This is a genomic window from Chryseobacterium sp. CBo1, assembly GCF_001693475.1.
GTDB classification, from domain to species: Bacteria; Bacteroidota; Bacteroidia; order Flavobacteriales; family Weeksellaceae; genus Chryseobacterium; species Chryseobacterium formosense.
The window spans coordinates 1-13,431 of record NZ_MAUH01000041.1 but is presented as its reverse complement, the minus strand read 5'-3'; the positions used below and the strand labels follow the sequence as shown (position 1 = coordinate 13,431).

Sequence of the window (13,431 nt, the reverse complement as noted above, 5' to 3'; positions counted from 1 at the left end):
TGGATTCAAAACAAGAATACTAAGTAAAATAATGACACTCACATTTATCCAATTCATAAATGTTTTTGTTTATAAAAGAAAAATGAATAATATTAAAATAGCTATTGTGTGATAATGCACTACGGGTTAGTATAATATTTGTATTATTTATCCCTAAATTTTAAACTATGGCAGTTTCATATATTCCGGAAAATAAAGTGTTTGCTGTATGTACGTACCAATTAAGTTCAGCACCACAAAAATTTTCTCATAGTAGAAGTACTTTTAATGTTTATTATGAGAATACAAAACAACCCATTCTTACCGTAGATGATAGAAATGTTAAGGTTGAATTTACCTGTAAATCGCCTGCAAATTTGGCAGGTACATTGCTTGCTTTTGGTGCTGGTCTTGCAGTGGGTGCACTTGTTTTTCTTTCAGGCCCTGTTGGTTGGATAGCCTTTGGAGTCGGAGCTGCTATTTTTGTTGGTGGAGCTGTAGCAACAATTAAAGCGGTAAATCATAAGTGCACAGATCCTTTAAATGGTGGACAATGGTTTCTCGCTCACAATAGTGTGAAAATCAACGGAGCTTCCGCAATTACCCGTTCTTCTATTTTGAAATGTGGAAACAGTGGTGTACTTACTCCATTCTTCGATGAAGCGTCTGCAAATGCTGCTGCAAGCTCTATTGCTTCTAAGAACAAATGGGAACTGGGAATTAATGTTGTCGCATCTTTTGGAGCAGGTTTTTTTCTACCAGGTGCATTTACCGGCTTCGGTGCAGCATCAGTTGCAGGAAAGATTTGGTTAGCAGGCGGAAGGTTTATTGCAGGGTTCGCCGTTTTTAGCGGAATCAATTACGCTTTCCGAGGCGGAATAAGATGGGGACACGAAAACGTAGGTGATGTAAGTGATAATACTACGTATGATCGTATGAATAATCATTCCGAAAATGTTGTCAATCGCGAGACTGGAAAGATCGAAGAACAGGATATTGATCAAAATAGCTTGTGGGGAGCACCATCAAAACCGGATGATTTTGTACAGGATTCAGAAGATATTATTGAGATAAAAAAGGAAAGCGGCGCATGGTATAAAATTACCTCCTATAAAAGAGGAACTGTCGCCGGTAAAATCACCAATATTGCAGAATCAAGAAGAGTGCATGCCAGTAATGTAAATCTTCAGCGGCAATTGGCAAACTTAGAAGGTCTTTCTCGTCAACAGTTACGAACAAATCCGTTAGCAAGACAGTTACTTACTGATTTAAATAATGGGAAATATCCTGAGTGGCGGAATGCAGCAAGATTTTACAACAGCGGAAGAATGAATCCGAGTATGGTAGATGACGGACAAGCAGCGGCTGCAGCCAATTCTAAGAATAGTTTAAAAAGCCTTGCTTCAAACTCCGTTCAGGGCGCTCTTTTTTTAATTCCGTTTATAGGAACTATTTTCTCTGAAGAAGCGAGAGTAGATCTTGCCCAGGGAATGGCAGCAGATCTTGCCGCTGAACCGGGTGGAAGTAAATTAGTTGCTACAACTCCTGTTGATTAAATTTAATAAAATAAAATTACGGTCAAATTAGAAATAAAATAACCAGATTGTTCTTCTAAAAAGAATTTTTACAATCAGAATCCAAATCCTTTTTCTTTAAGTTTTGTAATATTAAAATAAACTCCGGGTAGCTTATACTTGCCTTCTTCTAAACTTAAATAATCGCAATTGCCTTCTAAACTTTGAGAAACCGTTTCTAATTGGAGAACATTCATCACTGCATATTCGTGACTTACCGAAATTACATGAAAACCTGAACTGCAATCTTTTCCGTCTCCAGATCTGAAAATTGCACCAAACAAACCATAAAAATTCTGAGAAACTTTTTTTGCCATTTCCTCATTACCGTCGAGATGATAAACATAAGCAAGGAAATTCATCACCCGCAGATTCAAAGGAAATTCTTTCAGGGCTACGTTTGAAATCTTAATGATTTCAGCAAAATCAGATTTTTTTAATTCATCGCTCTGGAAATACTTTGTCAGTTTCAGTTCCTGATCAGATTTGCTGTACGGTTGATATTCTTTCTGAAAAGTGTAGCCAAAATATAAATGATTGTATTGCTCCTCCGTAATTAGTGTATCACGGGCTTTTAGCTTAGCCATTAATTTCGGATAATAAAATTCAGAATCTTTATTCTCAATATTCTTCCTGATCATTTTGTAATCCGGAGCTTCATATTGTTTAGTCTGGGAATACGCAATACTTGAAATTATTAGTATCGAAAATAAAAGAATTTGTCTAAGCATATAAAGTTTCTTGTAGGGCTAACTTAAGAAAAAATAAGGCAGATGAGAATTAATTTTTCTTATAAAACTTATTTTTTACAGAATCTATAGATTTTTTGATCTTTAATGCTTTTCAGATACAGCTTTGGCTCACCGTATTCATGACTGATCTTTTCCACGATTGCAATTGCTGAATCTTTATGCGAGAAAATCGTGTCGTTTCGAACAGAATTATACTTCTCATCAAATACCAAAATATCAGAAAATCCGGGATTTTCTCCGCAATTTTTCCAATGTCCTTTTAAATAATCATTGTTTTCTTTCTTACAGGAAATAAGAATTATAAAAATGAACAGCAGTATGTTTTTGTTAAATTTCAACATCTTATTGGCTCATTCCTGCGGCGACAAGAATGGCACCCACAAAAACAATTAAAATGATTACTCCAATTAAGGAAATGACCAGACCTGCAATAGCGAGACCTCTCGGAGCTTTAAACAAGCCGATAAAGGAAAGAGCTAATCCTATAAACCAGACGAACCATCCGAAAATAGGAATCCAGCTTACAAAAATGGCCATCAATGACAATACAAATCCGGCAGTCCCGATTCCGTTGGATCTGTTTTCATCTTGTCTGATAACCATGGTCTGTACTTCAGGATTTATATTCTGAGAATTTTCAGTAGTGATTTTTTCAGGATAGTTGTTTTGCATACGCTGTGATAAGTAATTCATTTAATAATGAATAAATTTATAAATTATTATTTAAATGTTAATAATTTTTTCTTCATTGAACATCTATAAAACAAAAACTCCAAAAGCTTTCATCTTTTGGAGTTTTCTTGATACTATATTATTTATTCATTATCAAATGAAATATTATTTGCTGTAAAATTTGTCCATTTTTCTTGTTACCAATTTTTCTAAATCATCTGCAAATAGTTTTTTAACTTCATCATTAATAAGATCGTAATTCTTGTCATCAAATACAGGACCTTTAAACCGGTGTGGAATGTAAACATTACTCACTACATCTTTGATGGTATGATCTGCTAAATTGTATAAATATATTCGGAAATTACCATACATGATAGCTCGGGTTTTTGTCTTTACATAAGCCTCAATACCAAGTTCGTGATTTAATGAGCTATATATTAGCATCGGATCATTTGAAGTATAAGACTTATTTTTAGAAATAATTAGGAGTTGATCAAGGTTATTTTCTTTACATACATTACGAAAACGTTCAATTTCTTTTGAAAAAACGCCATTAAATGATATTCCTGTCGGATTAATGTTTTTTGACGAAATGTTTTTGTCTGTATAATATTGGTGAAGAAAATCAATCAAATCGTAATTTATATCTTTTTCAAAAATGGGCTTTTCGGTAAATAATTCGCCTTTAAAAACAACGTATCCCATTTTTGAATTAATATCAGAGATTATTCCTACTTTTTGAGAATAGAAAAATGATATATTCGAAAAAAATAAAAAGAGAAATAAACTTAATTTAAGTTTCATTTTTGAAATTTTCTAATGAGTCAATATAAAATTTATATAATATTCTAGCCAAACGCCCTCTTCAGCAAACTCTCCACTTTAGGCTCGCTTCCTCTGAAGCTTTTGTATAATTCCATCGGATCTTTTGTACCTCCTGAAGAAAGAAGAACCTTATATTTTGCGGCAATTTCAGGATTAAAAATTCCGTTTTCTTTAAAATACTGGAACGCATCAGCATCCAAAACTTCTGCCCATTTATAAGAATAATATCCCGCAGAATATCCACCCTGAAAAATATGCGAAAAACTCGGGCTCATCGCTGTTTCAGGATTTACTGGGTAAAGCTGAGTTGCTTTCGTGTACTTATCCTCAAACTCTTTCACACTCAAACCCTCCAACTCTCCGACTTGTGTGTGGTAATTCATGTCCAGCAATCCAAAACCGATTTGTCTCAACGTCTGATAACCTTCCATAAAGTTTTTCGACTGTTCTATTTTTTCTATTTTTTCGTCGGGAAGAACTTCACCCGTTTTGTAATGTTTGGCAAAAGTTTTTAAGAATTCCGGTTCGTAGCAGAAATTTTCTAAGAATTGAGACGGTAATTCCACAAAATCCCATTTTACAGAAGTTCCTGAAAGTGTAGGATATTGTGTGTTCGCCAACATTCCGTGAAGGGCATGACCAAATTCATGGAATAAAGTCGTCACTTCCTGAAATGTCAGTAAACTAGGGGTTTCTTTCGTCGGTTTGCTGAAATTACAAACAATCGAAATATGTGGACGTGAATTTTCTCCATCTTTTTGATACTGATTTTTGTAGCTCGTCATCCACGCTCCGGCTCTTTTACCTTTTCTTGGGAAATAATCTACGTAAAGTAAGGCTTTGAAAGTTTTTTCAGAATTGTGACTTCCATCTTCCGACTTCCCGCTTTCCGCCTCAAAAACTTCATATACTTTTACATCTTCGTGATATTTAGGAATATCATTTCTTTCTTCAAAAGTCAAATCAAAAAGTTTATTGGCAAGACCGAAAACAGCTTCCTGAACCTGTTCTAATGGGAAATAAGGTTTTAATTCCTCATCATTCAAATCATATTTTGCTTTACGGAGTTTTTCTGCATAAAAAGTATGATCGTAAGCTTGCATTTCATCGATTCCGTCAGCTTTTGCTAAAGATTTTAATTCTTCGATCTCTTTGTCTGCGTAAGGTTTTGCTTTTACTAAAAGTTCATTCAGAAAGTCGATTACTTTTGTGGGAGATTTTGCCATTCTTTCCTCAAGAACATAGTCTGCGTAATCTTTGTAACCTAATAATTCTGCTTTTTGCTGTTTTAAATGTAAAAGCTCTTTAATTAAATTCTGATTATCAAATTCTCCTCCGTCGAAAGATTTTTTACCGTTTGCTAAAGCTAATTCTTTTCTCAAATCACGGTTTTCTGCATACGTCATAAACGGAATATAGCTTGGATACTGCAAAGTCACGACCCAGCCTTCCAGATTTCTTTCTTTTGCTTCTTCGGCATATTGCTCCAAAATCGCATCCGGAATTCCTGCTAAATCTTCTTTATTGGTGATATGTTTAAAATAATTATTCGTTGAAGCCAATACATTTTGTCCGAACTGAAGAGACTTCACAGACAAATCCATGCTGATTTTCTTTAATTTTTCCTTGTCTTCTTCATTTAATAGTGCACCACTTCTCACAAAACCTTTATACGTTTCATTCAAAAGCATTTGCTGTTCTTCGTTGAGGTTGTATTTCTCTTTTTCGTCGTAGACTTTTTTTATTTTGTTGAAAAGTGCTTCGTTTTGAGAAATTTTTGAAGAATATTCCGTTAAAATCGGGGAAACTTCCTGAGCGATTTGTTGTAATTCATCACTCGTTTCAGCAGAGTTTAAATTGAAAAATATATTCGAAACCACATCCAGTTGTTCACCCGAATAAGCTAAAGCTTCAATCACATTTTCAAATGTTGGTTCTTCAGGATTATTGACAATAGCATCAATTTCCTTTTCAGATTTTTGAATTAATTCCTTAAAAGAAGGAAGATAATCTTCATTTTTAATTTCGTTAAACGGTGCAGAATGATATGGAGTGCTGAATTTTTCTGTTAAAATATTCATGTGGTATTTTTTATTGATGTAAATTTAGTTATTTGAATAATACAGATTCTGATTGCACAAAAAGAATGCCTCTGTTACCAATTGTGACAAAAATGCACCGTCCGGAAATTATTCTTGTCATATGAAAAGATGAAACAAGAAGAGAAATATTATTTTTGGTAACAGTTTTTGATATTATATTTAGCATAACAAACACAATGAAATTATAAACTTAAACGTATCTAAACTATGAAAACAATTTTAAAAATTATTGGGGGAATCATCCTTCTATTCCTTATCTATGCCATTATTGCAATGCTGGCTTTCGGTGAAAATTATCATTATGAAAAATCTGTTGTGATGAATGCTCCAAAGGAAAAAGTCTGGCAACAGATCAGCACCATGAAAGCTTTCAATGAATGGAATCCGTGGATGAAATTAGACAAAAACATGACGGTTACCTACACCGGAAATCCAGGTGAAGTAGGAGATAAATATTGTTGGGACAGTAAAAATGATGATGCTGGAGCCGGTTGCCAGGAAATTAAAGAACTGGTGACAAATGAAAAGCAAAAAACTGAGATGATTTTCAAAAGACCTTTTGAGGGACAGGCAATTTCTGATATTGTATTGACTTCAGAAGGAAATTCTACGAAAGTTACCTGGAGTATGAATACAAAACAGGAAACCTGGATGAAAATTATGCGACCGATGATGGATTATCAGATGGGGAAATCCTATGAAGAAGGTTTGAATAATCTAAAAGCTTTGGTAGAAAAATAAGAAATATTTCTAAATACATAAAAAACTGCTTTCAAATTCTGGAAGCAGTTTTTTGTTTTTAAATTAAAATATTATCTTTATCTAAAGAATAGATTCATGGAGAAGATAGTATTTGAGAAAAGCAACATAAGAAATTATGTAAAAAACGTGATTGCCGAAAAGATCGAAAAGCTGAAGAATTTCATCGAATTTACCCTGGAAGCAAGCCGTGATATAAAAAAAACACCGAAATACGACAGCATGAGAGAGGAAATGCAGGAAGAAATTTATCAGATGCAGAAACAACTCGGCGCTTTGAACGATTTGAGAAGAAATTTGCTGAAAGTTTTACCAGCAGCTACTCCCGAAAGAATTCAGCTCGGATCGTTGGTGATTACCAATAAGGCAAGGTTTTATATTTCTGTTTCTTTGGGAGAATTCTTTTTTGAAGGCGACCGTTTTTACGCCATTTCCCCCGAAAGTCCGATGGCAAAAAAAATGATGGGCATGAAATCCGGTGAAGAATTTACACTCAATAAGATTCATCAGAAAATTGTGGAAGTTATTTAAAAGAGCCAAATAATAAAGAGCCAAGTAAAAAGAATCAGTAAAAGAGCCAAGTAAAGGTAAAAAATAAAAGAACCAAGTGGAATACAACGAATGCTTTACTTAAAGCCTTAAAAATTCGTGCATTCGTGGTATTTAAGAAAAATATTGCATCAAGGTTTTTCGTAGAAAGCCTTCCTTTTTAATTTTGCTACGCATCCCACATCTCGCATCTCGCATCACAAATTTCAAATTTCAAATTTCAAATCTCCACATTTTCCGTAATTTTGTCTGCATGAATAAAGCAGAAGTTTTAAAAGAAATTATAGAGCAGAGAAGAAGTATCTTTCCAAAAGATTATTCTGAAACCCAAATTCCACAGGAAATTATCAATGAAATCCTTCATTCGGCAACATTGGCTCCGAATCATAAACGTACAAAACCTTGGCGTTTCAAAATTTTCAAAGGGGAGGAAAAGGCACAATTAGCTTCAGAAATGCAGGAGATTTACAAATCGGTTACTGCTCCACAAGTTTTTTTAGAGAAAAAATATAATGATATTGGCTTTAAAATCAATAAAGCAAATACTGTAGTTTCCATTGTTGTTAATTTTAGCGGGATGGTTCCCGAATGGGAAGAAATTGCAGCGGTTTCAATGGCGGTTCAGAATATGTATCTTTCGTGTACTGCCAATAATATCGGCTGTTACTGGAGTTCCCCTAAATTGGTAGATCATTTGAAAGATGCTCTGACGATTGAGGAAAATCAAAAATGTCTTGGACTGTTTTATTTGGGAAACTTGGATAAAGTAGCAATTTAACAATATAAAGGTTTACCAATTTTGGTAGTATGGAGAAACCGTGATTTGCAAACAAAAATCATAGCCCTGATTGCAGCGACATCCTTTTGCGAAGCAAAAGATACAGCGGAAAGCAGGTTCCCGGCTCCTGAAGATTTAAAATTTCATATTCAAGATTCTATATTTTATTTGAGAAATTTGAATAATAAATCTTGAATATTGAACTTTTTTACTATCTTTGCACACTTAAATATTTAATCGGGACGAGTTCCCATAAAATTCAAACATTATGTCAGTAAAAATCAGATTACAAAGACACGGATCAAAAGGAAGACCTTTTTTCCATATCGTGGTTGCAGATTCTAGATCTAGAAGAGATGGTAGATTCATCGAAAAAATCGGAACTTACAACCCAATTACTAACCCTGCTACAATTGATTTGAACGTTGATTCTGCTGTAAAGTGGTTAAACAACGGTGCTCAGCCAACTGATACGGCTAGAGCTATTCTTTCTTATAAAGGTGCTCTTTACAAAAAACACTTACAAGGTGGTGTTGCTAAAGGTGCTTTTGATGAGGCTGAAGCTGAGAAGAGATTCAACGCTTGGTTAGAAGCTAAAGACTCTAAAGTACAAGGTAAAGTAGAAGGTTTGGCTACTGCTAAAGCTGATGCTAAGAAAGCTGCTTTCGATGCTGAAACTAAAGTAAACGAAGCTAGAATAGCTGCTGCTGCACAGGCTGAAGCTGATGCTAAAGCTGCTGAAGAGGCTGCAAACGCTCCTGCTGAAGAAGTTGCTGAAACGACTGAAGAGCCTACTGCTGAAGCAGAAGGAACTGAAGAAACTCAGGCTTAATTCTTTACAAGAAAATATAAGGCAAAGGCACGGAATTTTTCGTGTCTTTGTTGTTTAAATTAATTAATTTCAAGTTCACATATTTTTAGATTTTTATTATGAAAAAGGAAGATTGCTATTTGTTGGGAAAAATTACCCGCAGACATGGTCTTGCAGGGAACGTTATTCTTAAGCTGGATACAGATCAGCCCGAACTTTACAAGAAATTGGATTCTATTTTTTTAGAAATCAACGGTTTATTGGTTCCTTTTTTTATTGAAAAATCTTCATGGAGTAAATTGGATGCGCTGAATATTGCTTTTAAAAATTCTTCGGAAGCTTTGGTAGATCAGTCTTTAGGGAAAAATGTTTATTTGCCTTTGACTTCTTTGCCAAAACTTACCGGAAAACAATTTTATTACCATGAGATCATCGGATTTGAAATTTTTGATGAGGAAGGAAACAATTGCGGTGTCATCAGATCGGTAAATGATCAGACTGCACAAAATTATTTTGTGACCAATTTAGACGGAAAAGAAGTGGTAATTCCTATTATTAAAGACTGGATTCTTGAAGTAAACCGCGATGACAGATTGATCAAAATGCAGCTTCCGGAAGGTTTGATAGATGTGTTTTTGGTGCCCTCGAAAAAGGATGAGTAGAAATTGAATCTTTCAGATTAAATATATATGACCTCTTTATTTTAAGATAAAGAGGTTTTTTTATGAAAAAATACCGCTATAATTTTTTTTGTAACTCATCAATCTGCTCATACATTTTATTGAAAAATATTTTTCGGTCTCTGTTTCCGGATGCATTTAATGATTTTGAATTTTTAATCTGATGCTCAAAATAATTGTAAGTATCCTTGCACGTTTTTTCGTCATTGATCAAAATATAGCCAAAAGTATTTAAAGGCATGGCTAAAAGTGAATTTTTAGGATGACTGAAAAATATATCGTTCGAAAGCTGCATCAGTTCATTTTCGTAGATCTGATATTTTGAATTGCTTTCTGTCTTTTGCTCAATATACCCGATCAATTCTTTCACCTCGTTCAGTATAATCAGGGCTTCTTCTTTTTGCAAAAGTCTTGTATCATAATAAAACGAAATTTGTTGCACAACGCTTGTAATTGTAGTTTCGTTCCAAAGTTCGATCACATTCTGTTCTTCATATTTTCTTCGGAGTTCTTTCGTATTTAAGTTGAAATTAGGTGGTGAAAACTGTTTAAAAGGAACAAAAACCTGTTTACCATTCAATAAATTCATCCAGACATAAATTTTAAATCGGGAAAGCATCGTATCTGAAAGTGTATAGAAAAAAGGGATGTCTTTTGCCGAATAATAAATTGTCATTTCGTCTGAGAGCGGAAGTTTTTCAAATACATTCAGGTTGTTTTGGAAAAAAGACTGCAGATCTTCAGTAGTTGTGACGGAAGAAGTTTTCTGTACAATAAGCTGGTTCTCCGAAGTCAAAAGCTCATTAAGTGAAATCTGGTAATTTTTTGCCAATTCCATTGCTTCCTCAAAACTGAATTTCGCTTTTAAAGAAGTTCTTCTGTGGGCTGCGTCGTAGCTGATGTTGAGAATATTTGCAATCTCGTCATTCAGAGATTTATCACCGATTTTTTTTCTGATAAGTTTCAATAAAACTTCCTGATGCATGTTTTTGTGATTTTCACAAATTTAGAAATTTATTTTAATTTTTTTTCGCATTCAGAAAATTGATTTTCACAATTAGCTTTGATATATAATTTAAAGAAAATGGTTATAAAAAATCTGATAGTAGTTATGGTGATGATTTTTTCTTTTTCATTCAAATCGCAGATAGGAAATGAAAAAGACTGGAAGATTATTGGAGTAATAATAAGTACTAGAATTGAGGCGACCTCAATCGATGACAAAGTTTTCTTTTCTTTTGGACCGAAAATCCCGATCAATAAAAACAATTTTGTGAGTTTGAGCGGGCATTTCAATTGGTGGGATCTTCCGAATAGAAAATTTATTGTAATTCCCGAATTGGATTATTTTCGGAAAATAGCAACATTCGAAGGTGATAAAAACATGATAAAACATTTGTATGCGGGAGCAGGAATCACACCTAATGCCATTTCTCCAAAACTTGGGGTTAATTTCTATTATTTTTTTACCGCAGAATTAGGATATAATTTCGAGTATACAACGTATAAACATTTTCCTACAGAAGGATTTAGATTCTCTTTCGGGATAAATCTGGTTTATTAAATCTAAAAAATAATTATGAAAACAATACCTTATTTATTAATAGCAATACGCTTCATTTTTGCGCCCATTATTTTTCTTTTGGCTTACTTAAATGGTGCAGAATCAAAAACGATTATTCTTATTTTAATGTACATCGGATTGCTTACAGACATATTCGACGGAATAATTGCCAGAAAAGTTGGAGTTTCTTCAGAAAAACTCAGAAGACTGGATAGTCAGACTGATCTTATATTTTGGCTATCTCTTGGCTTTGCTGTTTATTTTATCAATCCGGAACTTATAAAAATTGAATGGAAGGGAATTTCATTAATTTTTATCATGGAAGCTCTTTGTTATATCATCAGTTGGATAAAATTTGGCAAAGAAACCTGTACTCATGCATGGCTCTCAAAACTGTGGGGAATAAGTCTGATTATTGCTTTTACTTATTTAATTGGATTTCAGCAAACGGGTTGGTCGTTTTACCTGATGGTAATTTTAGGGTTAATATCCCACATCGATGTTATTCTTATTATTTTGATTCTTCCAAAATGGCATTATGATGTTCCGAGTGCGTTTCATGCTTGGAAAATCAGAAATGGAGTACAAAGAAAAAAGACGACATTTTTTAATTAATAATTGATTTTTTCAGAATTAAATGTGATTTTCAAATCGAACGGCGTAATATCTAAAAGTTACGCTGTTTTTTGTAACTTTGCGGACATTAATTTTTTAGACAAAATTTTATCATCAACAAATGAAAAAGCAGACGATTAAAGAAGTCCTTCAGGACTACAAAAAAGTATTACATCATGACATTACAGTTTACGGTTGGGTAAGAGCTTTCCGTTCTAATCGCTTTATTGCGCTAAATGATGGTTCTACGATTAATAATTTGCAGATTGTAGTTGATTTTGAAAATTTTGACGAAGAAATTATTTCTAAAATTAGTACAGCTTCTTCTTTAAAAGTAGTAGGAGAGGTAGTGGAAAGTCAAGGAGCCGGACAAACCGTAGAGATTATCGCTAAAAAAATTATTGTTTTAGGAGATAACTTTACAGAAGAAAGAGACAAAACCATTCTTCAGCCTAAAAAACACTCATTGGAGGTTTTGAGAGAGCAGGCGCATTTAAGATTCAGGACCAATCTATTTGGTGCAGTTTTCAGAGTACGTCACGCAGTGAGTTTTGCGATTCATTCATTCTTTAACCAAAACCAGTTCTTTTATATCAACACGCCAGTAATTACCGGAGCTGATGCAGAAGGAGCAGGCGAAATGTTTGGAGTAACCAATTTTGATTTAAATAATATTCCGAGAGATGAGCAGGGAGAAATCGATTTCGCCCAGGATTTCTTTGGTAAGAAAACCAACTTAACGGTTTCCGGACAGCTTGAAGGCGAAACTGCAGCAATGGGATTGGGAAGAATATATACTTTCGGACCAACTTTCCGTGCTGAAAATTCAAATACAACACGTCACCTAGCTGAATTCTGGATGATTGAGCCAGAAGTGGCCTTCAACAACCTTGAAGACAACATCGATTTGGCGGAAGATTTCTTAAAATATGTGATTCAGTATGTTTTAGATAACTGTAAAGATGATTTGGATTTCTTAGACAAACGTTTTGTAGAAGAGCAAAAATCAAAACCTGAAAAAGAAAGAGCAAAAGAAGGCCTGATTGAAAAGCTTGAAAATGTTATTGCTAAACGTTTTAAAAGAGTTTCTTATACCGAAGCTATTGAGATTTTATTAAACTCAAAAGAAAATAAAAAAGGAAAATTTGCTTACCCGATCGAAGAATGGGGCGCAGATCTTCAGTCTGAGCACGAAAGATTCCTGGTTGAGAAGCATTTTGAATGTCCAGTAGTTTTATTTGATTATCCGAAAGAAATCAAAGCATTCTACATGAAGCTAAACGATGATAATAAAACCGTTGCTGCAATGGATGTACTTTTCCCTGGGATCGGAGAAATCATCGGTGGTTCAGAAAGAGAAGCAAGATTAGATGTTCTGAAAACTAAAATGGCAGAAATGCATGTTGACGAGCACGAATTGTGGTGGTATCTTGATACAAGAAAGTTCGGCTCGGTTCCTCACGCAGGTTTTGGACTTGGTTTAGAAAGACTTGTGCTTTTCGTGACAGGAATGACAAACATCAGAGATGTGATTCCTTTCCCAAGAACTCCGAAGAATGCAGAGTTTTAATTCTCAACATAATATATAATAGTGTCCTTGAAATTTTTCAAGGACATTTTTTTGCATTATTATTGAAACAGTTTTTTTTTATAACTTCTAAAATTTCATTCTGCAAAGCTTCAGAATTTGAAGATTTGCTTCTGTCAAAATCTTCTTCTGAATCGCCAAAACCGATAGAAGCTATTTTATTTCCCTGAATAATTCCGC

15 protein-coding genes are annotated in these 13,431 nt (G+C 34.1%); 9 read left to right on the top strand and 6 right to left on the bottom strand.

Going from position 1 to position 13,431, the window contains the following annotated elements; all coding sequences use genetic code 11:
- Positions 1-167 precede the first annotated feature (167 nt).
- The gene (locus BA768_RS16510; RefSeq protein ID WP_065721657.1) at positions 168-1,535 is read left to right on the top strand and encodes a hypothetical protein; all 1,368 of its coding nucleotides are present in this window, start codon (positions 168-170) and stop codon (positions 1,533-1,535) included.
- A gap of 74 nt (positions 1,536-1,609) precedes the next feature.
- On the opposite strand, the gene BA768_RS16505 is transcribed toward BA768_RS16510, so the two are convergent.
- The 5 genes from BA768_RS16505 to BA768_RS16485 all read right to left on the bottom strand — a co-directional run bounded on the left by BA768_RS16505 (position 1,610) and on the right by BA768_RS16485 (position 5,886).
- Positions 1,610-2,284, bottom strand: a complete 675-nt coding sequence (locus BA768_RS16505; RefSeq protein ID WP_065721656.1) for a DUF4919 domain-containing protein — start codon at positions 2,282-2,284, stop codon at positions 1,610-1,612.
- Positions 2,285-2,352: 68 nt separating this feature from the next.
- Positions 2,353-2,646 carry a hypothetical protein gene (locus tag BA768_RS16500; RefSeq protein WP_034679666.1) on the bottom strand — a complete coding sequence of 98 codons (294 nt, stop codon included), beginning with the start codon at positions 2,644-2,646 and terminating at the stop codon, positions 2,353-2,355.
- 1 nt (position 2,647) lies between these two features.
- Entirely contained in the window at positions 2,648-2,998 is a 351-nt protein-coding gene (locus BA768_RS16495) for a hypothetical protein (protein WP_228388456.1), read from the bottom strand.
- A gap of 144 nt (positions 2,999-3,142) precedes the next feature.
- The gene (locus tag BA768_RS16490; RefSeq protein ID WP_065721655.1) at positions 3,143-3,784 is read right to left on the bottom strand and encodes a hypothetical protein; all 642 of its coding nucleotides are present in this window, start codon (positions 3,782-3,784) and stop codon (positions 3,143-3,145) included.
- A gap of 44 nt (positions 3,785-3,828) precedes the next feature.
- A complete protein-coding gene (locus BA768_RS16485) occupies positions 3,829-5,886 on the bottom strand; it encodes a M3 family metallopeptidase (protein ID WP_065721654.1) in 2,058 nt (685 codons plus the stop codon).
- A gap of 228 nt (positions 5,887-6,114) precedes the next feature.
- On the opposite strand from BA768_RS16485, the gene BA768_RS16480 reads away from it, so the two are divergent.
- The 5 genes from BA768_RS16480 (at position 6,115) to rimM (ending at position 9,466) form a co-directional block, all read left to right on the top strand.
- Positions 6,115-6,648, top strand: coding sequence for an SRPBCC family protein (locus tag BA768_RS16480; RefSeq protein WP_065721653.1), 534 nt, complete (start codon positions 6,115-6,117; stop codon positions 6,646-6,648).
- A 96-nt stretch (positions 6,649-6,744) separates the two neighbouring features.
- Complete coding sequence (locus BA768_RS16475) at positions 6,745-7,197, top strand: hypothetical protein (protein ID WP_065721652.1); 453 nt, start codon at positions 6,745-6,747, stop codon at positions 7,195-7,197.
- Between the two features lie 271 nt (positions 7,198-7,468).
- On the top strand, positions 7,469-7,993 hold the full coding sequence (locus tag BA768_RS16470; RefSeq protein ID WP_065721651.1) for a nitroreductase: 525 nt from the start codon (positions 7,469-7,471) through the stop codon (positions 7,991-7,993).
- A 268-nt stretch (positions 7,994-8,261) separates the two neighbouring features.
- A complete protein-coding gene (locus BA768_RS16465; RefSeq protein ID WP_034679652.1) occupies positions 8,262-8,825 on the top strand; it encodes a 30S ribosomal protein S16 in 564 nt (187 codons plus the stop codon).
- 98 nt (positions 8,826-8,923) lie between these two features.
- Entirely contained in the window at positions 8,924-9,466 is a 543-nt protein-coding gene (rimM, locus tag BA768_RS16460) for a ribosome maturation factor RimM (protein ID WP_065721650.1), read from the top strand.
- Between the two features lie 76 nt (positions 9,467-9,542).
- Here rimM and BA768_RS16455 read toward each other — a convergent pair whose 3' ends face one another.
- Positions 9,543-10,469 carry a hypothetical protein gene (locus BA768_RS16455; protein WP_065721649.1) on the bottom strand — a complete coding sequence of 309 codons (927 nt, stop codon included), beginning with the start codon at positions 10,467-10,469 and terminating at the stop codon, positions 9,543-9,545.
- Positions 10,470-10,568: 99 nt separating this feature from the next.
- Between BA768_RS16455 and BA768_RS16450 the strand changes: the two genes are divergently transcribed.
- The 3 genes from BA768_RS16450 to asnS all read left to right on the top strand — a co-directional run bounded on the left by BA768_RS16450 (position 10,569) and on the right by asnS (position 13,233).
- Positions 10,569-11,048, top strand: coding sequence for a hypothetical protein (locus tag BA768_RS16450; protein ID WP_065721648.1), 480 nt, complete (start codon positions 10,569-10,571; stop codon positions 11,046-11,048).
- 15 nt (positions 11,049-11,063) lie between these two features.
- Positions 11,064-11,663, top strand: a complete 600-nt coding sequence (locus BA768_RS16445) for a CDP-alcohol phosphatidyltransferase family protein (protein ID WP_065721647.1) — start codon at positions 11,064-11,066, stop codon at positions 11,661-11,663.
- Between the two features lie 121 nt (positions 11,664-11,784).
- The gene (gene asnS, locus BA768_RS16440; protein ID WP_065721646.1) at positions 11,785-13,233 is read left to right on the top strand and encodes an asparagine--tRNA ligase; all 1,449 of its coding nucleotides are present in this window, start codon (positions 11,785-11,787) and stop codon (positions 13,231-13,233) included.
- Positions 13,234-13,431: the final 198 nt, after the last annotated feature.

Coding starts and splice junctions, on each gene's coding strand:
- BA768_RS16510 (WP_065721657.1), top strand. CDS start 168: ATGGCAGTTTCATATATTCCGGAAAATAAAGTGTTTGCTGTATGTACG.
- BA768_RS16505 (WP_065721656.1), bottom strand. CDS start 2,284: ATGCTTAGACAAATTCTTTTATTTTCGATACTAATAATTTCAAGTATT.
- BA768_RS16500 (WP_034679666.1), bottom strand. CDS start 2,646: ATGTTGAAATTTAACAAAAACATACTGCTGTTCATTTTTATAATTCTT.
- BA768_RS16495 (WP_228388456.1), bottom strand. CDS start 2,998: ATGAATTACTTATCACAGCGTATGCAAAACAACTATCCTGAAAAAATC.
- BA768_RS16490 (WP_065721655.1), bottom strand. CDS start 3,784: ATGAAACTTAAATTAAGTTTATTTCTCTTTTTATTTTTTTCGAATATA.
- BA768_RS16485 (WP_065721654.1), bottom strand. CDS start 5,886: ATGAATATTTTAACAGAAAAATTCAGCACTCCATATCATTCTGCACCG.
- BA768_RS16480 (WP_065721653.1), top strand. CDS start 6,115: ATGAAAACAATTTTAAAAATTATTGGGGGAATCATCCTTCTATTCCTT.
- BA768_RS16475 (WP_065721652.1), top strand. CDS start 6,745: ATGGAGAAGATAGTATTTGAGAAAAGCAACATAAGAAATTATGTAAAA.
- BA768_RS16470 (WP_065721651.1), top strand. CDS start 7,469: ATGAATAAAGCAGAAGTTTTAAAAGAAATTATAGAGCAGAGAAGAAGT.
- BA768_RS16465 (WP_034679652.1), top strand. CDS start 8,262: ATGTCAGTAAAAATCAGATTACAAAGACACGGATCAAAAGGAAGACCT.
- rimM (WP_065721650.1), top strand. CDS start 8,924: ATGAAAAAGGAAGATTGCTATTTGTTGGGAAAAATTACCCGCAGACAT.
- BA768_RS16455 (WP_065721649.1), bottom strand. CDS start 10,469: ATGCATCAGGAAGTTTTATTGAAACTTATCAGAAAAAAAATCGGTGAT.
- BA768_RS16450 (WP_065721648.1), top strand. CDS start 10,569: ATGGTTATAAAAAATCTGATAGTAGTTATGGTGATGATTTTTTCTTTT.
- BA768_RS16445 (WP_065721647.1), top strand. CDS start 11,064: ATGAAAACAATACCTTATTTATTAATAGCAATACGCTTCATTTTTGCG.
- asnS (WP_065721646.1), top strand. CDS start 11,785: ATGAAAAAGCAGACGATTAAAGAAGTCCTTCAGGACTACAAAAAAGTA.